At 48.8% G+C, this 20,345-nt stretch carries 22 protein-coding genes, 1 tRNA gene and 1 pseudogene; 3 read left to right on the top strand and 21 right to left on the bottom strand.

Going from position 1 to position 20,345, the window contains the following annotated elements:
• Window positions 1–28 precede the first annotated feature (28 nt).
• The 7 genes from secG to B4F99_RS10170 form a co-directional block, all read right to left on the bottom strand.
• The gene (gene secG / locus B4F99_RS10210) at window positions 29–262 is read right to left on the bottom strand and encodes a preprotein translocase subunit SecG (protein ID WP_023469201.1); all 234 of its coding nucleotides are present in this window, start codon (window positions 260–262) and stop codon (window positions 29–31) included.
• Window positions 263–399: 137 nt separating this feature from the next.
• Entirely contained in the window at window positions 400–2,409 is a 2,010-nt protein-coding gene (gene rbsB, locus B4F99_RS15510; protein WP_414651134.1) for a ribose ABC transporter substrate-binding protein RbsB, read from the bottom strand.
• Window positions 2,410–2,421: 12 nt separating this feature from the next.
• Window positions 2,422–2,811, bottom strand: a complete 390-nt coding sequence (gene rbsD, locus B4F99_RS10195) for a D-ribose pyranase (RefSeq protein WP_290757544.1) — start codon at window positions 2,809–2,811, stop codon at window positions 2,422–2,424.
• Window positions 2,808–3,686, bottom strand: a complete 879-nt coding sequence (gene rbsK / locus B4F99_RS10190; RefSeq protein ID WP_290757541.1) for a ribokinase — start codon at window positions 3,684–3,686, stop codon at window positions 2,808–2,810. The genes rbsD and rbsK overlap by 4 nt, the downstream gene beginning before the upstream one ends.
• Window positions 3,683–4,663: a LacI family DNA-binding transcriptional regulator gene (locus B4F99_RS10185; protein ID WP_050678689.1), complete on the bottom strand. Its 981-nt coding sequence runs from the start codon at window positions 4,661–4,663 to the stop codon at window positions 3,683–3,685. The genes rbsK and B4F99_RS10185 overlap by 4 nt, the downstream gene beginning before the upstream one ends.
• A 197-nt stretch (window positions 4,664–4,860) precedes the next feature.
• Window positions 4,861–5,100 (bottom strand): hypothetical protein, encoded by a 240-nt coding sequence (locus B4F99_RS10180; RefSeq protein ID WP_214852552.1) that lies wholly within the window; start codon window positions 5,098–5,100, stop codon window positions 4,861–4,863.
• A 357-nt stretch (window positions 5,101–5,457) separates the two neighbouring features.
• Entirely contained in the window at window positions 5,458–5,802 is a 345-nt protein-coding gene (locus B4F99_RS10170) for a hypothetical protein (protein ID WP_214852550.1), read from the bottom strand.
• A 135-nt stretch (window positions 5,803–5,937) separates the two neighbouring features.
• On the opposite strand from B4F99_RS10170, the gene B4F99_RS10165 reads away from it, so the two are divergent.
• Window positions 5,938–6,258, top strand: coding sequence for a hypothetical protein (locus tag B4F99_RS10165; RefSeq protein WP_290757536.1), 321 nt, complete (start codon window positions 5,938–5,940; stop codon window positions 6,256–6,258).
• 137 nt (window positions 6,259–6,395) lie between these two features.
• On the opposite strand, the gene B4F99_RS10160 is transcribed toward B4F99_RS10165, so the two are convergent.
• The 10 genes from B4F99_RS10160 to B4F99_RS10115 form a co-directional block, all read right to left on the bottom strand.
• Window positions 6,396–6,644: a hypothetical protein gene (locus B4F99_RS10160; protein WP_230088506.1), complete on the bottom strand. Its 249-nt coding sequence runs from the start codon at window positions 6,642–6,644 to the stop codon at window positions 6,396–6,398.
• Between the two features lie 12 nt (window positions 6,645–6,656).
• Entirely contained in the window at window positions 6,657–7,568 is a 912-nt protein-coding gene (locus B4F99_RS10155; RefSeq protein ID WP_290757533.1) for an acyl-ACP desaturase, read from the bottom strand.
• Window positions 7,569–7,837: 269 nt separating this feature from the next.
• A complete protein-coding gene (gene eno, locus B4F99_RS10150) occupies window positions 7,838–9,130 on the bottom strand; it encodes a phosphopyruvate hydratase (RefSeq protein WP_290757531.1) in 1,293 nt (430 codons plus the stop codon).
• A 59-nt stretch (window positions 9,131–9,189) separates the two neighbouring features.
• Window positions 9,190–10,737 (bottom strand): 2,3-bisphosphoglycerate-independent phosphoglycerate mutase, encoded by a 1,548-nt coding sequence (gene gpmI, locus B4F99_RS10145; RefSeq protein ID WP_290757529.1) that lies wholly within the window; start codon window positions 10,735–10,737, stop codon window positions 9,190–9,192.
• Window positions 10,738–11,490: a triose-phosphate isomerase gene (gene tpiA / locus B4F99_RS10140; protein WP_023469215.1), complete on the bottom strand. Its 753-nt coding sequence runs from the start codon at window positions 11,488–11,490 to the stop codon at window positions 10,738–10,740.
• Window positions 11,491–11,517: 27 nt separating this feature from the next.
• A complete protein-coding gene (locus tag B4F99_RS10135; protein WP_290757527.1) occupies window positions 11,518–12,702 on the bottom strand; it encodes a phosphoglycerate kinase in 1,185 nt (394 codons plus the stop codon).
• Window positions 12,703–12,823: 121 nt separating this feature from the next.
• Window positions 12,824–13,831, bottom strand: coding sequence for a type I glyceraldehyde-3-phosphate dehydrogenase (gene gap, locus B4F99_RS10130; RefSeq protein WP_023469217.1), 1,008 nt, complete (start codon window positions 13,829–13,831; stop codon window positions 12,824–12,826).
• 53 nt (window positions 13,832–13,884) lie between these two features.
• Entirely contained in the window at window positions 13,885–14,913 is a 1,029-nt protein-coding gene (locus tag B4F99_RS10125; protein WP_023469218.1) for a sugar-binding transcriptional regulator, read from the bottom strand.
• A gap of 115 nt (window positions 14,914–15,028) precedes the next feature.
• Complete coding sequence (locus B4F99_RS10120) at window positions 15,029–15,289, bottom strand: glutaredoxin family protein (RefSeq protein ID WP_290757525.1); 261 nt, start codon at window positions 15,287–15,289, stop codon at window positions 15,029–15,031.
• On the bottom strand, window positions 15,280–16,422 hold the full coding sequence (locus B4F99_RS10115) for an RNA polymerase subunit sigma-54 (protein WP_290757523.1): 1,143 nt from the start codon (window positions 16,420–16,422) through the stop codon (window positions 15,280–15,282). Before B4F99_RS10115 ends, B4F99_RS10120 begins: the two co-directional genes overlap by 10 nt.
• A 153-nt stretch (window positions 16,423–16,575) precedes the next feature.
• Between B4F99_RS10115 and B4F99_RS10110 the strand changes: the two genes are divergently transcribed.
• A tRNA-Arg gene (locus tag B4F99_RS10110) sits at window positions 16,576–16,651 on the top strand.
• Window positions 16,652–16,833: 182 nt separating this feature from the next.
• Window positions 16,834–17,418, top strand: a pseudogene (clpP, locus tag B4F99_RS10105) (ATP-dependent Clp endopeptidase proteolytic subunit ClpP); the annotation flags it as partial.
• A 119-nt stretch (window positions 17,419–17,537) separates the two neighbouring features.
• Here the strand turns inward: clpP and B4F99_RS10100 are convergent.
• From B4F99_RS10100 to B4F99_RS10085, 4 genes are all read right to left on the bottom strand, one after another.
• Window positions 17,538–17,774, bottom strand: coding sequence for a hypothetical protein (locus tag B4F99_RS10100; protein ID WP_035409978.1), 237 nt, complete (start codon window positions 17,772–17,774; stop codon window positions 17,538–17,540).
• 82 nt (window positions 17,775–17,856) lie between these two features.
• A complete protein-coding gene (gene whiA / locus B4F99_RS10095) occupies window positions 17,857–18,813 on the bottom strand; it encodes a DNA-binding protein WhiA (RefSeq protein ID WP_290757521.1) in 957 nt (318 codons plus the stop codon).
• Window positions 18,810–19,808, bottom strand: coding sequence for a gluconeogenesis factor YvcK family protein (locus tag B4F99_RS10090; protein ID WP_029342482.1), 999 nt, complete (start codon window positions 19,806–19,808; stop codon window positions 18,810–18,812). Before B4F99_RS10090 ends, whiA begins: the two co-directional genes overlap by 4 nt.
• Window positions 19,808–20,345: RNase adapter RapZ (locus B4F99_RS10085; protein ID WP_290757519.1), on the bottom strand; the 538-nt coding region annotated here is incomplete at its 5' end. The genes B4F99_RS10090 and B4F99_RS10085, both read right to left, overlap by 1 nt.

Raw genomic sequence — 20,345 nt, 5'->3', positions numbered from 1 at the left:
CGCGATCATACGGCTGTCGTTTCAATGCTCACTTATAAAAAGCGACGAGTAACGCCAAGATGAAGAGTAATGCTCCTAAGATAGACGCCACACGATTTAGGACCGCATCCAAGCCACGAGCTTTTTGGCGACCAAATAATTGTTCTGCTCCACCCGTCAATGCTCCGAGTCCGGTCGTACGACCCGACATCAATAGAACGACGATGATGAGAAGAACGGAAACGACGATGAGGCCGACAAGAGCCACGTTATGAATGATCATCGATGATCCTCCTTCAGTAATATACGCTTCTTTCATTATAGAGAAAAACAAGTACGGGAACAAGGAATAGATTTAGGAACTTTTTCCTGCCTGACGAAAAGGGACACCTGAATCATCGACTCAGAAGTCCTGTTTCCTTATTGTTTGATCAATTCGAGATCGACTGGGATGTTCTTCTCGACTTTGTCGCCTTTTAGGTGCTTGATTGCTGTCTCGACACCCATTTTCCCGATCTCCGTCGGTTTTTGAGCGATCGTTCCTGCCATTTTTCCGTCTTTGACGGCTTTGACGGCATCATCCGTTGCATCGAAGCCGATGACTTTCACATCATTCAGACCCGCTGCTTTTAACGCTTCGACCGCACCGAGAGCCATTTCATCATTGTGAGCGAAGACGGCTTTGATGTCTTTGTTGTTTTGAAGGATGTTCTCCATGACCGACAATCCTTTTGCCCGGTCGAAGTTTGCTGCTTGTTTTGCGACGACGTCAAGTTTACCATCGACTGCTTCATGGAACCCTTTACCACGGTCACGAGTTGCGGATGCTCCTGGAATTCCTTCGAGTTCAACGACTTTCGCTTTATCGCCGACGAGTTCGATCATGAACTCACCTGCTTGTTTCCCACCCGCGACGTTATCTGACGCGATGTGTGCGACGACGTCGCCTGCTTCTGCGTTCCGGTCAACCGTGATGACTGGGATGTTCGCATCGTTTGCTGTTTGGACGGCTGCACCAACTGCTGCTGAATCCGTTGGGTTGATCAAAATGAGATCGACTTTCTTTTGGACCATGTCTTCGATGTCGCTTGCTTGTTTTGCCGCATCATCTTGTGCATCTGCGACTTGAAGTGTTGCGCCTTGTGCTTTGGTTTCTTGTTCTGCTCCTTCTTTTAACGAGACAAAGAATGGGTTGTTGAGGGTTGAAATCGAAAGACCAATCTTAAAGTCCTTCGTCTTTTTCTTCGTTTCGTTGCTGCTGCCCGGCTGGTCCATCGAGCTGTGGCGAACCGAGAGCGACTTCAAGTATCCTTCCGCGAAATCGCGTTCTGCCTGATCCTTGATGACACCGGATCTCGATAACGATCGAATCGTTGGCAGTGAGATGTTCTCACGCAATGAAAAGTCGAGGAACAATCCTTCGCCTTTGCGATCCTCGGTCAAAAAGCCGATGCCCTGGCGGATCGCATCATACGGTGTCTTAATCTGCAGCGACTGTCCGTTCAATTCAATCGTTCCTTCTTTCAGGCGATCGACCCCGAACAATCCGCGCATGACTTCCGTCCGCCCGGCGCCCATCAAACCAGAGAAGCCGATGATTTCGCCCGCCTTGACGGAGAACGAGACATCGTCGAATCGTTTCCCACTCGCCTGTTTGACTTCGAGAACGGTCGCACCGATCGACACATCACGATCCGGATACCGTTCACCCATCTCACGACCGACCATCTCCCGGACGATCTGTTCGAACGATGTCTCGGGAATCGCGTGCGTCGAGACGGAGATCCCGTCTCGTAAGACGGTGATCCGGTCACAAAGCTCGAAGATTTCCTCCATTCGGTGTGAGATATAAACGATCGAGACACCTTGGTTGCGCAGTGCCGTTGCGACGCTGAACAAGGCACGAATTTCCCGCTCCGTCAGTGCGGCTGTCGGTTCATCCATGATGATGACCTTCGCGTCCGTCATCAAAGCTTTTGCGATCTCAATCATCTGTTGCTGACCGACCGACAACGTCCGAGCGAGTTGATCGACATCCATGAAGACATTTAATTCGGCGAGTTCACGTTCTGCCTGGCGTTTCATCTCTCCTTGCTTGAGAATCNNGAAGCGTGACTTTAACTCCCGTCCGAGGAACAAGTTTTCCGTCACCGTTAAATCCGGGAGGATGTTCAGTTCCTGGTGGATGAAGGCAATTCCCGCTTCTTCGGCAAGCTTCGGATTCTTATATTCGATGTCCTGTCCATCGACGCGGATCGTCCCTGCGTCCGCTTTATGAACACCGGTCAAAATCTTCATCAGTGTCGATTTCCCGGCACCGTTCTCTCCCATCAAGGCGTGGATCTCACCCGCAGCGAGTTCGAAGTCGACACCTTTCAGGACGGGAACGGGACCGAATGCTTTTTTGATACCTGTCATCTCGATACGCATCGCATGACCCCCTTAAAAGATTACGCCGGAATGGAAGATGACATTTGCGTACGGTGTCGCTTCTCCGGTCCGGATGATGACCTTCGCCTGCTGTGTCTGTTTCTTGAACTCCTCATGCGAAACGAACGTCGTCTCGATCTGCATGGCTTCGAGTTGCTCGAGGACATCCGGATTCGCTTCTTTGATCTCTGTCGCCAGTGTCAGCTGTTCAATCGCCATGTCACCGGCGACGACACGGACGACGTCGAGGAATGACGGTGTGCCGAGTTCCAGTGCTAAATCGATTCGGGCGACTCCGTTTGGAATCGGTAAGCCGCAATCGGCGATGACGATCGTATCGGTATGACCGAGATCGGTCAGGACCTTGCTGATATGACTGTTTAAGATACCGTGTTTCTTCATGCGTCTCCCTCCATCTGTTCCCGTGTCGGCATGCCGCCTTGAGCGCCAAGCGCGCGAATCGATAAGCCGGCTGCCCGGTTCGCGAAACGAATTGCCTCGACGAGCGGTTGTCCTTCCGTTAACGCAACGGCTAAGGCACCGTTGAACGTATCCCCTGCTCCTGTCGTATCGACGACGGTCGTCTCGATCGCTGGAATCGTCACGATTGACTCACCGTCGTAGAAGCGTGCCCCGCGACTGCCTTCGGTCACGATCAATTTATTCGGATATTCCATCAGCCAATGTTCGATTGGCTGGTCTTGTCCGAAGATCAAGCCACATTCATGTTCGTTTGGCGTTAAGTATGTGACGTGTTCAATCAATTCCGGACTGAGTGACATCGCCGGTGCTGGATTCAAGACGACTGGAATGCCGGCTGCATGTGCTTCGCGAGCAACGGTCTCGACCGTTTCGATTGGAATCTCGAGCTGGAGTAAGATGATTTCACTGTCTTCGAGAACCGGCGCGAGTGTATCATCCGCAAATTTCACATGTTGATTAGCAGACTGAACGACGACGATCGAGTTGTCGCCTTCAGCGAGCGTGATATGTGCCGTTCCCGTCCGTTCGCCTTCAATCGTTTGCAAGTGTGTCGTCTGTACTCCTTGCGTTTTGAAGTTTTCGCGAATCGCTTCACCGTTTGCGTCACTGCCGACGCAACCGATCATTTCGACGGTACTGCCGAGACGCGCGACCGCGACTGCTTGGTTCGCCCCTTTTCCGCCCGGTACGGTATGAAAGGCATCCCCGATGACCGTTTCGCCTGCGCCTGGGCGGCGTTTACTTTCGACGACGAGATCCATCGAGATACTGCCGATGACACTGATTTGTTTCATGCTTCCTCATCCTTCCGTTTCGTCGTTTCCCGTTCGATGATCTCAACTGTCAACTCATGATGAACGGCGGCAATCGGTGTGCCTTCAATCCGCTGAATCAAAAGTTTCGCCGCCAGTTCTCCCATTTGATAGATCGGCTGCGCAATCGTCGTCAACGGTGGTGAAATCATTTGTCCGAGTTCGATGCCGTCATAGCCGATCACTTGTAGCTCGTCCGGAATCGTGATCCCGCGTTCCGCAGCGACTTGCACCGTTGCTGCAGCGATGACATCACTCGCAGCAAAAATGCCGTTGCAATGATAGTGATCAAAGAGATAGTTCGCGGCATCGAGCGCTCCTTGAAAGTGGAACGGTGACTCGATGCTTGCGACGAGATGGGTTCCGGCGACTTCCTCAAAGCCGTCCCGGCGTTTCTTGATCGTCGGGAGTTTCGAGGGACCGCTGATGACTGCCAGTTCCGTCGCACCAGAAGCAAGTAAGAACGAAGCTGCCTTTTTCCCGCCTTCGTATCCGTTTGACGTCACCGTCGGAATCGCTCCTTGTAACACACGGTCTAACGCTACGACCGGCACTTCGAGTTCTTCATAGTTCGGATTGTTTGAGTAGTTCGTTGTGATGATCAATCCGTCGACATGCATCGCCTCGAGTGACTTGATATATTCGCGTTCTTTCTGAAACTGTTCGTCTGTGTTACACAAAATGACCTGAAAACCATGTTGATGTGCCATATCTTCCACAGCTCGTGCGAGTTGTGGGAAGAACGGGTTCGTGATGTCTGGAACGATCAATCCGATCAGTCCGGACCGTTTTTGGAACAACGATCGCGCGACTCGGTTCGGCCGATAGTCCAATTGTTTGATTGCCTGAAGCACCGCCTTACGCGATTTCTCACTGACATAACCCTTTTCGTTCATGACGCGTGAGACCGTCGCGACGGAGACATGGGCCGCTTTCGCTACTTCCCGGATGGTCGACATGTTTCGCCACCTCTTTCTTTTGATAACGCTTACAAGAATCATCATATTGTGTAACCGGTTACACATCAATCTTTTTTATCTAAAATATATTTTATTTTTTTCGAGTTCTTGGATTGGACCATAAAAAAGAAGCCTGACGCGGCGTCAGACTTACGGTAATTCCGTATAATCATGCATTTGAACGTTCTGAATCATCCTTAAATAAAGACGATCAGCGAGAGACCAATCAGAATATTAATGAATCCTAATCCATCCGTCGCTTTCGTGTACAACGACGGTTTATCTTTTTTTGCGCTATCGTTTAGATACATCAATGTCACGGCAATAACAGTCGTGATGCCCAGAGGTGCATTCAAAAAACTATCGGAATACGTAAATAAGTTGTTCGTAATGTAGAGACTATTTAAGACAGATAAACCAAACAACATTTTATGCATGAAACTCACTCCTATAATCAACGGGATCTTACGAAATTAACTAAGATCTAATTTCGCTCTCCCTCTATTATAGAATATTCTTCCAGTTACTCTTCCTTACACTATTGAAAGAAAGTATTTGGATGCATACGCAAATACACCGCAAGACAGCGTCACGCCATCTTACGGTGTATTTCTTATCCTCTCAGTAGCACGTTAGATTGTTGATTTTCGGAAAAGACGGAGACTCCTGCGGGAAGAGCGGAATAGGCAAGACCCCGCAGGAGCACACGCGACGAGGAAGCTTACCTTCCGCCCGCGGAAAGCGACGTCTTGGACGGAAATCAATGAACAATCGGAGTCTAGCTGACAAGTCTTTCATCTTTTTGCTTTCCCGGCTCTTTTTCGCTCCACGAACAAACGCCGAATCAAAGCAACAACGAACGCAACGATTGCCAGCGGCTCAAACAAATAAATCAATAGGAACGTGACATCGATGACGGCATCCTCCGGATTATAACGGATGATATAGAGCGCACCGGGTAAGATGGCAATCAGTCCACCAATTCCGAGTGCCGTTCCAAAAATCAGACTCTGACGCGAAAACCGGCTCGTGATTTGATACAAACCGATGAATAGTATGAGTTCCGTAAAATAGATGAGGCGCAACGGGATGTCACCAATCGACGTATCAAGCCCTAAAAACAAAAACCGAAATAGCATGTCGATTCCCCCTTCCCTCTAGTTCTACCCCGAACAGCGTCCTTGTAATGCTTGATTTCCAGTTTCTCTGCATATCCTCGCTTCAATTAGGGAATAGCTAGAGAGTTACAGTCACATACAGAGAGTTGGGATCGGATGAAAGAAGAACACTCGATGAAGGTCGTCAGTTGTCTGAATGATTATTTCGAACGTCATCAGCAGCCACTTCAGGTCGATCTCTTACGAGGTCTACCACCTATCGTGCTATTGTTGCGCGATGACGCGAAACGTGCCTTTCCGAAGGAAGCGAACTTGCACGATGAACTGTTACAAGACATCAAACGTTTGATTCAGGAATGTTTGGATCCCGATACACTGCGCGAATTGGGAATCGATGTCAATCTCCCGGACTTTTTCGTGACCCGTGCACCGCTTCATTCTGCCCATCATTATCTCGTTACATTCATCGAAGACTGACTTCATGTTAAAAGCAGCTATTTCTTCTTTCACAAAACATGTGAAGCAAGAGATAACTGCTTTTTTTAGGGATAAAAAAAACCGATAGCGCCAAAGCACTACCGGTTTTGCTTCCCTTCACGTATGGTAAAGACAACTTAATTCTCAACCTCAAGAATCGCTTCGATTTCAGCTTCTACTTCTTTGTTGACCATTTGCGAACGTTTTTTACGTAATTCGAGATCCATCTCTTGATCGATGAACTGATTCGTATGCTTGTCGAAGCAATCAAAACAGATCGGATAAAAATCTTTTGCTTCTTTGTTCAATGAGTTGAATTCCCATGTATCGAGTTCCAAGTAACTGACTTGGTTGTTCGTTTCAGTTCCACAGATTTCACACTTCATCTTCATTCCCCCTTACGCGTCAATCTTCGCTTTTTCGAGTTGGCGCTCTTGACGTTCCTTGATACGCTTCAGACGTCCATGATACTTCATGATGTTCGCTTGAGATTGTTTCGCTTCGTCAGTTGTCGGTTCTAAATCGGCGATGCCCCAGAATTTGACGACGACGTCTAATACTTGGTCGAAGTATTGGAGTGGTCCATAGTTCGTATCAACAGCAATCGTCTTCATCCGTTCCGTGAAGTCCGGCATGACAGCACCTGGCATCGAGAAGTTGATGATGACGTCTTCGAAGAAGACGATGAAGTTCGGGTCAAGCTCTAGGTGTGCTTTGACCGTGTCACGATAGAACGCATAATGGAGCGCTTCGTCTTTCGCTAGACGACGGACTTGCGTTGCTAAGTCCTTGTCGTGTGCCCCTGCGATTTTCGCAACGTTGTTATAGAAGACGAGTGTCGCTAACTCTTGCAGTGACGTATATGCCATTGTCGCTAACGGGTTCGTGAAGTCCGGGAACCAGCCGTTTTCAACGACGCGTCTTCTTAATTGATGAAGTCGCGTTGGATTGACGTTTCGCGTGACGAGTAAATACGTCTCGAGTAAGTTCGAGTGCTGATCTTCTTCTGCTGTCCATGTCCGGACGAAGTCATTGATGACTTCCATCGAGTTCTTGAACGTATAGTCTAAGTGCGACGTATACCACGGTAAGTTGACCTCTGTCAGTAATGCCGTCTCGATTGCGACGATGACACCTTCCGGAAGCGTGACTTGGCTTTCGTCCCAAGGAACGCGTTTGAACGACATCGCCTTATCCCACGGAATGAATTCGTGGTAGCTCCAGTCGATGTTGGCTGAACGCTCCTTGTGTAGTCGATATAACTCTTGAATGCGTGGTTCTAAACGGATATCTAAATCTGAATTTAGCATGATCGTATCTCCTTTAGACGTATTTGTCATCTGTATCGAGCAAGATGTAATTAATACCTATAACTATTTAATTTGCACTTATTTATGAGTATAACATTTTAGTCATCTACTAGGATGAATCAATTTTTTGACAGTTCAGTATAGTTTTAATGACAAAAGTGCTTTTCATGTTTGACATCGCTTGGTATACAAAAAACCTCCTATCCGTGTGTACGTATCACACGAATAGGAGGTTTTCCTTATAGCTTATTCAAACGATCAACCTGAAATTACTTCTTGAGGTTGTAGAATGATTTGATTCCGTCGTAGACAGCAACGTCTGAAAGCATGTCTTCGATGCGGAGAAGTTGGTTGTATTTCGCGATACGGTCTGTACGTGAAAGTGAACCAGTTTTGATTTGACCAGCGTTTGTTGCAACAGCGATATCGGCGATTGTTGCATCTTCAGTTTCACCAGAACGGTGAGAAACGACAGCTGTGTAACCAGCTTTTTTAGCCATTTCGATTGCGTCGAATGTTTCAGTCAACGTACCGATTTGGTTAACTTTGATGAGGATCGAGTTAGCGATGCCTTTTTCGATACCTTCAGCAAGTTTCTCAGTGTTTGTTACGAACAAGTCATCCCCAACGAGTTGAACTTTGTGTCCGATACGATCTGTAAGAAGTTTGTGACCATCCCAGTCGTTTTCGTCACAGCCATCTTCGATTGAGATGATTGGGTATTTGTCGACGAGTTGTGCGTAGAATTCAACAAGCTCTTCTGTTGAGAGGACTTTGCCTTCGCCAGCGAGGTTGTATTTTCCAGCTGCTTTATCGTAGAACTCAGAAGAAGCGACGTCCATTGCAAGGTAAACATCTTCGCCTGCTTTGTAGCCAGCTTTTTCGATTGCTTCAAGGATAACTGTGATTGCTTCTTCGTTTGATTTCAAGTTTGGAGCGAATCCACCCTCGTCACCAACTGCTGTGTTAAGACCCATTCCGCTAAGAACTGATTTCAACGCGTGGAAGATTTCAGCACCCATACGAAGTGCTTCTTTGAATGTTGAAGCACCGACAGGCATGATCATGAACTCTTGGAAGTCCACGTTGTTGTCTGCGTGTGATCCGCCGTTGATGATGTTCATCATTGGTGTTGGCAATGTTTTCGCGTTGAATCCACCGAGGTATGTGTAAAGTGGAAGACCAAGCTCATCAGCAGCAGCACGTGCAGCAGCCATAGAAACACCAAGGATTGCGTTAGCGCCGAAGTTACCTTTGTTTTTCGTACCATCGAGATCGATCATTTTTTTGTCGATTCCAGCTTGGTCGAAGACATCGTAACCGATGATTTCTGGTGCGATTTTTTCGTTGACGTTGTCAACAGCTTTCAAAACACCTTTCCCGAGGTAACGTGCTTTGTCGCCATCACGGAGTTCGACTGCTTCGTGCTCACCAGTTGATGCACCTGATGGTACGAGTGCGCGACCGAAACCGCCATCTTCTGTATAAACTTCTACTTCTACTGTTGGGTTACCGCGTGAATCAAGAATCTCGCGTGCGTAAATCTCTGTAATCATTGACATTTAAATTCGCTCCTTTTGTGTGTAAGAAATATGTGCTGTAATTCTTTCGATCGACGGGATTATTTCTTCAATACGATCGATTTACCAGTCATCTCTGCTGGCTGGTCCGCTCCGAGGAGATCAAGGACCGTTGGTGCGAGGTCAGCGAGTGCACCTGTGAGTGGTTCAAGGAGTTCAACGTCCTCGACCGTCACGATACATGGAACCGGTTCTGTCGTATGCGCCGTCATCTTACTGCCGTCCGCATTGAGGACTTTATCCGCGTTCCCGTGGTCAGCCGTGATGACTGCCGCGCCGCCTTTGCTGAGAATCAAGTCAACGACTTTCCCAAGACACTCATCGACTGCTTCGATCGCCTTTTTCGTCGGCTCGAGCATACCCGAGTGACCGACCATATCCGGGTTTGCGAAGTTGAGGATGATCGCGTCGTGTTTGTCCGAGTTGATTGCGTCGACGAGCGCGTCTGTGACTTCATAGACGCTCATCTCCGGTTTCAAGTCGTATGTCGCGACTTTTGGTGAAGGGATCAAGATCCGATCTTCCCCTTCGTATGGTTCTTCACGTTGTCCGTTGAAGAAGAACGTGACGTGCGGATACTTTTCCGTTTCCGCGATGCGTAGCTGTTTGAGACCTTGTTTTGACAATGTCTCACCAAGCGTGTTCTTGATGTCTTCAGGCGGGAAGACGATGTCCGTATCGATCGCATCCGAGTACTTCGTCATCGAGACGAGTAGTAGGTTCTTCGGTGCGTTGTCCGGAAGTTCGAATCCGTTGAAGCCACCTTTTTCTTTGTAGACTTTCGAAAGCTGAATCGCACGGTCAGGACGATAGTTGAAGAACACGATCGCATCGTTATCGTGGATCGGTGCGACTGGCGTACCGTCTTCCTGCACGACAACAGTTGGTTCGATGAACTCATCCGTTACGTCTTGTTTGTACGAAGCTTCAACCATGCCGATTGGATCCTTCGTCGTTGGACCTTCACCGAACGTGATGGCGTCATAGACTTTCTTGACGCGTTCCCAACGGTTATCGCGATCCATCGCATAGTAGCGACCAGAGATACTTGCGAACTGTCCAACATTCAATTCATCCATCTTCGCTTGCGCGTCACGGAGGAAACCAGCGCCCGATTGTGGGTCGCAGTCACGACCGTCCGTGAAAGCATGGAGGTAGACTTTTTCGATTTCGTGAAGTTTCGCGAATTCGAGCACCGCATATAAGTGGTTGATGTGACTGTGGATTCCACCGTCAGAGACCAAACCGAAGATATGAAGCGCTGAACCGTATTTCTTCACGTGACCTGCCGCATCGTTCATCGCTTGACGCGAGAAGAACGAGCGATCCTTGACCGCGTTGTTGATTCGGGATAGCGATTGATAGACGACGCGACCTGCACCGATGTTCAGGTGACCCACTTCTGAGTTCCCCATTTGACCTTCAGGCAAACCGACGTATTCACCTTTCGCATTCAACAACGTATGCGGGTATTGACCCCAGTAACGGTCGAAGTTCGGTTTGTTTGCCGCCGTAACGGCATTTCCGAACTCCTCGTCACGCATACCAAAACCATCAAGGATGATCAGTGCGACTGGACGTTTTTTCATTTAAATCGCCTCCAACAGTTTGAGGAACGATCCTGTCTCAAGACTTGCACCGCCGACGAGCGCGCCGTCGATGTCTGGTTGAGCCATATATTCTTTGATGTTTTCCGGTTTGACGCTACCACCGTATTGGATGCGGACAGCTTCTGCTGCTTCAGCACCGAATTCAGCTGCAACGACGTCGCGGACGAATTTACAAGAATCTTGTGCATCTTGTTCTGTCGCTGATTTACCTGTTCCGATTGCCCAGACAGGCTCGTAAGCGACGACGAGATTTTTCACTTGGTCGACAGTAAGACCTTTGAGGCTGTTTGCTGTCTGTTCGCGGATGACGTCTTCGAACTTGCCGCCTTCACGCTCTTCCAGTGTTTCACCTACACAAACGATTGGAACGAGGCCGTGCTCGAACGCTTTTTTCGCTTTGCTGTTGATGAACGCATCTGTTTCGCCGAAGTACTCACGACGCTCAGAGTGACCGAGGATGACGTATGTCACGTCGAGTTCTTTGAGCATGAGCGGGCTGATTTCACCAGTGAACGCGCCGCTCTCTTTGTCGTACATGTTTTGAGCACCGATTTTAAGATCCGTACCAGCTGCTGCTTCTGTCAAGTGTGCCAAGAATACTGCTGGCGCACAGACGGCTGCGTCGACTGTCGTCGAAGCAGGTACAGCTCCTTTGACTTCCTCAACGAATGCGACTGCATCCTTGAGCGTCAGATTCATCTTCCAGTTACCTGCGATAATTGGTTTACGCATTGAGAAACACTCCCTTGTGAACTTAGATTACTTGTCGTTTAGCGCTTCGACACCAGGAAGAGCTTTCCCTTCCATGAATTCGAGACTTGCTCCACCACCTGTAGAGATGTGGCTCATTTTGTCAGCAAGACCGAATTTCTCTGCCGCAGCAGCTGAGTCGCCACCGCCGATGATTGAGTACGCATCACTGTCCGCAAGAGCTTGCGCGACACCTTTTGTACCGTTTGCGTATTTATCGAGTTCGAATACGCCCATCGGTCCGTTCCAGACGACGAGTTTCGAGTTCTTGATTGCCTCTGCATAGAGTTCAACCGTTTTTGGACCGATATCAAGTGACATGTGATCTGCTGGGATCTCTGTGATGTCACGTGGTCCGACATATGTTTCTTCTCCGAATTCCTTCGTGATGACACAGTCGATTGGCATGAGGAACTTAACGCCTTTTTCTTCTGCTTTCTTCATGAATTCCTTCGCTTGGTCGATTTTATCGACCTCAAGAAGTGAAGTACCGACTTCGATACCACGAGCTGTGAGGAACGTGTACGATAAGCCGCCACCGATGATCAACGTATCGACGATGTCGAGTAAGTGATCGATGACACCGATTTTATCCGCTACTTTCGAACCACCGATGATTGCCGTGAACGGACGATCTGGGTTAGAAAGAGCTTTACCGAGAACTTGAAGTTCTTTTTCGATGAGAAGACCGGCAACTGCAGTGTCGACATGGTGTGCGATACCTTCTGTCGATGCGTGTGCACGGTGTGCTGCGCCGAACGCGTCGTTGACGAAGACGTCAGCGAGTTTCGCGAATCCTTTAGCGAGCTCTTCGTCATTTTTCGTTTCACCAGGGTAGAAGCGAACGTTCTCTAAGACGATGACATCGCCGTTTTCGAGTTTGCTGACTGCTTCTTCTGCAACTGGACCGTATGCTTCTTCAACGAGCTTGATGTCTTTACCAAGCAATTCGCTGAGGCGTGCTACGACAGGTGCAAGTGAGAACTCGGGGTTCTTTTCGCCTTTTGGACGACCCATGTGGCTAGCGAGAATGACTTTTGCTCCGCCGTTGATCAAGTGTTTGATCGTTGGGAGTGCAGCACGGATCCGTGTGTCATCCGTGATTTTACCGTCTTCCAACGGTACGTTGAAATCCACGCGTGTAAATACGCGTTTTCCTTGTACATCGATGTCGCGAATCGATTTCTTATTCATACATTCGTCCTCCGTCTCTTACGTATAGTGAGGGGCGAATGCCCCTCCCGCTTTTTTCCGCAATAAGAGCGGAGACTGATATCGTTTCCGCTCTTATTCAATTGCTATTTAATTGCTCGAATTACTTAGCGATTTCTGCGAAGTGTTTGAGTGTACGAACGAGTTGGCTAGTGTAAGACATTTCGTTGTCATACCAAGCAACTGTTTTAACGAGTTGTTTGTCGCCGACTGTCATGACTTTAGTTTGTGTTGCATCGAAGAGTGATCCGTAAGAGATACCAACGATGTCAGAAGAAACGATTTCGTCTTCAGTGTAACCGTAAGACTCGTTAGCAGCTGCTTTCATTGCTGCGTTGACTTCTTCTACAGAAACTTTTTTGTCGAGTACAGTTACGAGCTCAGTGAGTGAACCTGTAGCGACTGGTACACGTTGTGCAGATCCGTCAAGTTTACCTTGAAGTTCTGGAAGAACGAGACCGATTGCTTTTGCAGCACCAGTTGAGTTTGGAACGATGTTTGCTGCTGCCGCACGTGCACGACGGAAGTCACCTTTAGGGTGTGGAGCGTCGAGTGTGTTTTGGTCACCAGTGTAAGCGTGGATCGTAGTCATGAGACCTTCAACGATTCCGAACTGATCTTGGAGAACTTTAGCCATTGGCGCGAGACAGTTTGTAGTACAAGAAGCACCAGAGATAACTGTTTCAGTTCCGTCAAGGATTTCGTGGTTCGTGTTGAAGACGACTGTTTTCATGTCGCCAGTTGCAGGTGCAGAGATAACGACTTTTTTAGCGCCAGCTTTCAAGTGAAGCTCAGCTTTTTCTTTGTCTGTGAAGAAACCAGTACATTCGAGAACGATGTCAACACCGAGCTCGCCCCATGGGAGTTCTTCTGGGTTGCGGTTAGCAAGTGTTTTGATTTCTTTACCGTTGACGAGGAAGTAACCGTCGTGTACTTCAACTTCGCCGTCGAAACGACCTTGAGTCGTATCATATTTGAGAAGGTGTGCAAGCATTTTAGTGTCTGTAAGGTCGTTGATCGCGACTACTTCGATTCCATCAAATTGAAGAATTTGACGAAGTGCCAAACGTCCGATACGTCCAAATCCGTTAATACCAACTTTTACTGCCATGATAATTTTCCTCCTTTTAATGTAAAGCGAGTTATCTATTATTCAAAAGGGGGTTACCCTTTCAAAATCGAAGCTGCTGCGCCTTCATCCGTGATCAGGATGATGTCCGGCGACTGTTTGACATAGGCGTTGATCGCTTCTGCCTTCGAATGACCACCTGCGACGACGATGACGTGTTCGACTTGCTTCAAGTCAGCCAGTTGGAGACCAACCGTCTTGACCCGGTGCACGATGTTCCCGTCTCGGTCGAAGTAATATCCGAATGCTTCCGCTACTGCCTGTTCATGTTCCAGTCGGGTCAGGAGATCCTCAGACGCGCGACGACGTTTTGCCATCGTTTTCGCCTCACCAATTCCATGTACCACGATTGAAGCACCTTTAATCATTTGAAGCACATTTTTTATGCTCGGCTCTTCGATCATCTTGACGAACGTCTCTGTACTGACCATGTCGGGGATGTGAAGCAGATGATAATCACTTTGAGCGCGTGACGCCATCCGTGAGCATACTGTGTTCGCTTGTAATTCGAGCGTTTCTCCCAGTCCTCCGCGTGCCGGAACGAATGTCATCGGACGGTGTTCCTTGTCTGGCGACATCATCGCCGCGACGGAAGCCATCGTCGTACCGCCTGTGACAGCGATCGTATTGTGATGGTCTGAAGAAAGCTCTCGTTTGAGTCGTGCGACGGTCGCCCGCCCCATGTCTCGTTGTACCCAGAAGGTTTCATCGGAATCACCCGGTACGATGACGACGTCCCGTACTCCGAGTCTCTCTTTTAAGGCTTTCGCCATGTCTGAGATCCCTGCGAGTTCTCCCATGATGCTGTGCATGCTGCGAAGAACGTTTCGTCCTTCATCTGTCAAGGACATCCCTTGCGTCGCGACCTCTAAGAGGTCTTGCTGCTTCAAGAAGTCAACTTCCCGCCGTAAGACGCGTTCCGTCAAGCCAAGGCTTGTCGCAAGCGTACGTCGTCCAATCGGTTGCATCAGTCGAACATAATGAAGGATGTCGTAGCGTGTCTGCATTTCTTCGATCAGATCAGGCACGATTCGTTTTTGGATCTGGACTAACTGCCGAATCATGTATTTCCCTCTCCTCTCAAGTAGCTGGACGCTTTCTGTCCCGCATGTCATAACGTGTCCCACTTGGTACACCGTTATCATAACAGTCCATTTCTCGCCTTGCAAGTCTCGTTTCTCAAGTTTTTTGAAGTAAGCGGTTTCTTATCATTTCCGTCTGGAATTTGCCATAACTCCAAATTTCGCCGTCATGCATGACGACCGGAATTTCATATAAGAACCGTAGACTGAGCGCTTCATCCTGATCGATGTTGACTTCCTCGAACGTCCATTCCGGAAACTCATCGAGTACGAAGTCGAGTAAGATGGCGGCCTCTTCACATAGCGTACATCCCGGACGTGAATAGAGTGTTAAGTGTCTGTGTCGTTTTAATCCCATTCTGATTGCGCCTTCCTTTGCTGCATCGTTTTTTTCGTTAAACCAAGCGCTGCCCGATATTTTGCAACCGTCCGTCGCGCGACTGTCAGACCGTCTGCTTGCAGACGATCCGTCAATTGCTGATCACTTAACGGACGATCGCTATGTTGAATATATTCGGCGATCCGCCGTTTAATTAAAAAACTCGAATCTCCGGTTGTCGTCCGTGAGACGAACAAGTCTTCTAAAGCAACGAGACCATGAACCGTCTCGACATACTTCGCAGCAATCGCTCGACCAATCGTTGACGGATGATGCCCCGTCGCCTCAGCGACTTGTTTTTTCGTCAGTGGCTCAAGATGCAGTTCTCCCTTGAACCAGCGTTCTTGTCGCTCAAGCAAGACCGAGAGGATGGCATGCATCGTAACGCGACGTCGTTCGTACGCGCGTAAAAAAGGCGTTGCCTCTTTTAATCCGAGCCACTTCTGATCCATGTCGAGTGTCATCCAGTCAATCTGAAGTTTTCCATCTAACAGGTGAATCCGTGCTTCTGCCATGACCGGTCGTTCTTCTTTAGGAAGATTCGGTGTCCGGCTCAGCCGCGTCAATCGTTTTCGCAACCGTGCTCGATCCTGTTTACTGAACTGCGCGAACACTTGACTCGCCGGTTCATGTCGTAACCGATCCGTCAGTCCGATCAATTCTGCGTCGTCTAGCTCGATCGCCTGTAACCATTGGCACTCGCGCTCCGAGCGGGCAGCAATGCCGACTGGTTCACATTGTTGTAAGAGTGTCCGTGCTTCTGTAATCGTTGCGACATCGGTCGAGAAGGATGCAGCGAGCTCCTCGTCCGATGTCCGCAATAAACCGTCCGCTTCTAAATACACGATGAGTTGTTCCGCCATATATCCTATTTCCTGTCTGACTGATTCTAAACGTATTTGTGCAATAAGCTCGTCTTCATAGGATGCCAAATGTCCTGCCATCTGCTCGGCCTCTAACGAAACCTGATTCGGGTAATGGCGGTGCAATCGTCGTTTTAACCGCCGCCATTCCTCCTCGAGTTCTGCCGCTGGTTGCTCAAGTACATGTAACTGATACTGTTGTGACGCCGATAACGTCAGCTGTTGCGTTTGTTCCTGGCGTTGATCCATCGATTTCCCTCCCTCACTTCTTATTATAGAAGAAACGTTTTGAAAAACGTGCTCTGAACCCCTTTTGAGTCGCTAGAGAAAAGAAAAGTCATCCTTCCCTATTGCTTTTCTGAAAAAATGTCGCTATACTATTAATTGTTCAGTACATCAGATGCACCCGTAGCTCAGGGGATAGAGCACTGGTTTCCGGTACCAGGTGTCGGGAGTTCGAATCTCTCCGGGTGTACCATTTATTCAACTACAAGGCAATGCCAGCAATGGCGTTGCCTTTTTTCTATATTGATATGTTTCATTTGCCCTTGTAATGGAAAAATACCTAAAAGTCGCATCGTATCTTTTGACCAATATTGACCAAAGGATTATGATAAGGATAAGTCGAATAGGAAGCTACATACCAACTATAAGGAGGCAAAGACTATGTTAATTCCAACAGTCATCGAACAAACAAACCGCGGGGAACGTGCTTACGATATCTACTCACGTTTGCTAAAAGACCGCATCATTCTTCTCGGGAGCGCGATTGACGACAACGTCGCCAACTCAGTCGTTGCCCAGCTTCTGTTCTTAGCAGCAGAAGATCCAGATAAAGAAATCTCGCTTTACATCAACAGCCCAGGTGGTTCGATCACTGCCGGTATGGCGATTTACGATACAATGAACTTCATCAAGCCACAAGTTTCAACGATTTGTATCGGTATGGCAGCATCGATGGGTGCGTTCTTGCTACAAGCAGGCGCAAAAGGAAAACGTTTCGCGTTACCAAACGCTGAAATCATGATCCACCAACCACTCGGTGGTACACAAGGTCAAGCATCGGATATCAAAATCCATGCGGAGCGTATCATCAAAATGCGTGAGCACCTCAACAAAATCATGGCTGAAAACACAGGACAACCACTTGAAGTCATCGAACGCGATACAGAGCGTGACAACTTCATGTCAGCACAAGCTGCTGCTGATTACGGTCTTATCGACCGCGTCATGGAACGTGCATAAGTCATCCAGAGTGTCTCCTTCGGGAGGCACTTTTTTTGTATCCATAGAAAAGTGAAGCCTTGTCGGTTATCGTTACATACAAAAAACCTCCCGTTCCTTATAGAACGAGAGGGTGATGATCAGTCGATCAAGTCTGTGATGTCTGAAACGATATCGTGGTTTTCACGAATCAGCGAGTAGATCGCGTTCGCATGTGGCGAAAGCTCTTCTTCTGCTTGTAATTGTTTCAGGAACAAAGATGTTGCGAATGCAACGAGTGTGCTTTTCGGTACACCGATTGCTTTTGCTTTTTTTGTTAACACTTCATCAAACTTCGCATCGACTGTCAGCGAAATACGTTTCTTTTCGTTAGCCATTTCAAAAACTCCTTAATTCGAACATTTAGTTGCATCGACTATATATTATAGTAGACTATGGTTCATCCCGCAAGCGACCCTCTTATAAGGCCCCTATCATCGACTCGCCATTTCGTACTTTTTCAGCGATTTGATCAATTTTCCGCAACCGGTGATTGATCCCTGATTTTGAGATGGAGCCGCTTTCGACCATCTCCCCGAGCTCTTGTAACGTGACGTCTTGATGGGTCACACGCAAGATCGCGATCTCCTTCAGCTTATCCGGTAAGACATCGAGCCCGACCGTCCGCTCAAGGAACTTGATGTTCTCGACTTGGCGTAATGCCGCACCGACCGTTTTGTTGAGGTTCGCCGTCTCACAGTTGACGAGACGGTTGACCGAGTTACGCATATCTTTTAAGATCCGGACATCCTCGAACCGCAGCATCGATTGTGTCGCATCAACGAGCTTAAGGAAATCGGAAATCTTCTCGCTCTCTTTAATGTAGAGGATATGTCCCTTTTTCCGTTCGATCGCCTTCGCGTTCAAATCAAAGACGTTCGATAGACCGCGGAGCGCCGCATTGTGTTCTTCATATAAGCTAAAGATCTCCAAGTGATACGACGATGTCGCCGGATTGTTGAGCGAACCCCCGGCGAGGAACGCCCCTCGTAAATACGCCCGCGCTTTTCGTTCATCGTTGAGGATCGTGTCACTGATGGAGCGAATCATCGTGAACCCTTCCCCTAAAATCCCGAGGTCTTGCAAAATCTTATCCGCCTGTTGTTTGACGCGGACGATGTAGACATTATTCTTTTTCAGACGCATTTTCTTCCGCACGAGCAGATCGAGATGAACCCCGTATGCTTTTTTCAAAAGCGAATAGATCCGACGGGCAATCGAGGCATTCTCGGTCGAGATATCGAGTGTCAGACCACGTCCGAGACCGAACGAGATCGCACCATTCATCCGGGCAAGCGCCGCGAGTTCCGCCTTCATCTCGTGATCGGTGATCGGAATCTGCGTTAATTCTTTTTTGACTTCTGAGGCAAAGCTCATGTCAGCTCCTCCTTTCCTTCGAGTTGACGCATCCGGCGAATCGACAACACTTTTCGCATGACGAGGCTTGCGACGGCATCTGAGTCATGACGGATGAAGTGATGATTATAATCGACGATGTCGTCCGCAAGCACTTCAACGCCAGCGAGCTCGAATTGTTTTTCATTATAGGTGACGATGTCAGCGTGATCCTTCTGGTATTTCTTCAGGTAACTCGCATCGATCGATTCGTTGTTGACGATGATCGTATCAACGACGCCTTGTCCGAGGAAGCGTTCGAGTGCCGCTAAATGTTCATTCGCCGTGAACGCCGTCGTCTCACCGGGTTGCGTCATGACGTTACAAATATAGACGACCGGAGCCAGCGATTGTTGGATCGCTTCCCGGATTTCATCGATCAGGACGTTCGGGATGATACTCGTATAGAGACTACCCGGACCAAGGACGATGACGTCGGCATCAAGAATCGCCTGAATCGCTTCCGGTACCGGACGGACGTCTTGTTCTTCAAGGAAGATCCGTTCGATCTTCTTGCCGACCTTCGGAATCAACGACTCACCTTTGACGATCGTTCCGTCCTCGAACTCAGCACATAACGTGATCGTCCGTTCCGTCGCCGGATAGACTTTTCCTTCCGCGTTCAACAGTTGTCCCATGACGCCGATTGCTTCGACGAACGAACCATTACAGAGCTGGGTTGCTGCCGTCAGCATCAGGTTTCCGAGCGAATGCCCGTGTAATCCTTCCCCGGTCTCGAACCGGTACTGCATGATTCGGTCCATCAACGTCTCCGACTTCGATAAGGAGACGATGACGTTGCGGATATCGCCCGGCGGTAACATGTTGAATTCCGTCCGCAGACGACCAGAACTGCCCCCGTCATCGGCGACCGTGACGATGGCTGTGATATCAAGCGGATAATGTTTCAGTCCACGAAGAAGCGTCGAGAGTCCTGTCCCGCCACCGATGGCGACGACTTTGCGTTCCCATTTCATCACTTCTCCTCCTTCGCATGCACATAATCCCGGTGATTCGTCTCGATGTGATACTGCGTCGCGAATTCTTTACTGATCGCTTCCGCGAACGTGATCGATCGGTGTTTCCCGCCTGTACAACCGAGGGCGATGACGAGTTGCGACTTCCCTTCCCGCTCGTATTGCGGAATCAGGAACTCGAGCAAGTCGACGAGTTTTTTATAGAACAGCTTCGCTTCCGGCCACTGCATGACATATGACGCGACTTCCTCGTCGAGTCCCGTCTTTGGACGCAGCTCTGGAATGTAGAACGGATTCGGTAAGAAGCGCAGGTCAAAGACAAGATCCGCATCAAGCGGTAAACCGTGTTTGAAACCGAACGACATGACGTTGACCGTGAACGGAATCCGAGTGCCTTCCGTGAACTCCTTCAAGAGACGTTCTTTCAGTGCAAGCGGCTTGATGTCACTCGTATCAATCAGCATCTGTGCCTTATCACGGAATCCTTCGAGCAACGTCCGCTCCCGTTCGATTCCAATCAATGGGGAATCCGTTGGC

The sequence above is a fragment of the Exiguobacterium sp. UBA3491 genome, assembly GCF_002377745.1.
In the GTDB taxonomy this organism is placed as follows: Bacteria; Bacillota; Bacilli; order Exiguobacteriales; family Exiguobacteriaceae; genus Exiguobacterium_A.
Note: the sequence above shows the minus strand (reverse complement) of the source record. Positions and strands in the feature narration are given on the sequence as shown.

Bases quoted from the DNA above. Each gene is read 5' to 3' on its own strand.
- rbsD (WP_290757544.1), bottom strand. From the start codon at position 2,811: ATGAAGAAACACGGTATCTTAAACAGTCATATCAGCAAGGTCCTGACC.
- gpmI (WP_290757529.1), bottom strand. From the start codon at position 10,737: ATGAAAAAACGTCCAGTCGCACTGATCATCCTTGATGGTTTTGGTATG.
- B4F99_RS10135 (WP_290757527.1), bottom strand. From the start codon at position 12,702: ATGAATAAGAAATCGATTCGCGACATCGATGTACAAGGAAAACGCGTA.
- B4F99_RS10125 (WP_023469218.1), bottom strand. From the start codon at position 14,913: ATGATTCGGCAGTTAGTCCAGATCCAAAAACGAATCGTGCCTGATCTG.
- B4F99_RS10180 (WP_214852552.1), bottom strand. From the start codon at position 5,100: ATGCATAAAATGTTGTTTGGTTTATCTGTCTTAAATAGTCTCTACATT.
- whiA (WP_290757521.1), bottom strand. From the start codon at position 18,813: ATGAGCTTTGCCTCAGAAGTCAAAAAAGAATTAACGCAGATTCCGATC.
- B4F99_RS10155 (WP_290757533.1), bottom strand. From the start codon at position 7,568: ATGCTAAATTCAGATTTAGATATCCGTTTAGAACCACGCATTCAAGAG.
- gap (WP_023469217.1), bottom strand. From the start codon at position 13,831: ATGGCAGTAAAAGTTGGTATTAACGGATTTGGACGTATCGGACGTTTG.
- eno (WP_290757531.1), bottom strand. From the start codon at position 9,130: ATGTCAATGATTACAGAGATTTACGCACGCGAGATTCTTGATTCACGC.
- secG (WP_023469201.1), bottom strand. From the start codon at position 262: ATGATCATTCATAACGTGGCTCTTGTCGGCCTCATCGTCGTTTCCGTT.
- B4F99_RS10120 (WP_290757525.1), bottom strand. From the start codon at position 15,289: ATGGGATTAAAACGACACAGACACTTAACACTCTATTCACGTCCGGGA.
- B4F99_RS10170 (WP_214852550.1), bottom strand. From the start codon at position 5,802: ATGCTATTTCGGTTTTTGTTTTTAGGGCTTGATACGTCGATTGGTGAC.
- B4F99_RS10100 (WP_035409978.1), bottom strand. From the start codon at position 17,774: ATGGCTAACGAAAAGAAACGTATTTCGCTGACAGTCGATGCGAAGTTT.
- B4F99_RS10165 (WP_290757536.1), top strand. From the start codon at position 5,938: ATGAAAGAAGAACACTCGATGAAGGTCGTCAGTTGTCTGAATGATTAT.
- B4F99_RS10160 (WP_230088506.1), bottom strand. From the start codon at position 6,644: ATGAAGTGTGAAATCTGTGGAACTGAAACGAACAACCAAGTCAGTTAC.
- B4F99_RS10115 (WP_290757523.1), bottom strand. From the start codon at position 16,422: ATGGATCAACGCCAGGAACAAACGCAACAGCTGACGTTATCGGCGTCA.
- tpiA (WP_023469215.1), bottom strand. From the start codon at position 11,490: ATGCGTAAACCAATTATCGCAGGTAACTGGAAGATGAATCTGACGCTC.
- B4F99_RS10185 (WP_050678689.1), bottom strand. From the start codon at position 4,663: ATGTCGACCATCCGGGAAGTAGCGAAAGCGGCCCATGTCTCCGTCGCG.
- B4F99_RS10090 (WP_029342482.1), bottom strand. From the start codon at position 19,808: ATGAAATGGGAACGCAAAGTCGTCGCCATCGGTGGCGGGACAGGACTC.
- rbsK (WP_290757541.1), bottom strand. From the start codon at position 3,686: ATGAAACAAATCAGTGTCATCGGCAGTATCTCGATGGATCTCGTCGTC.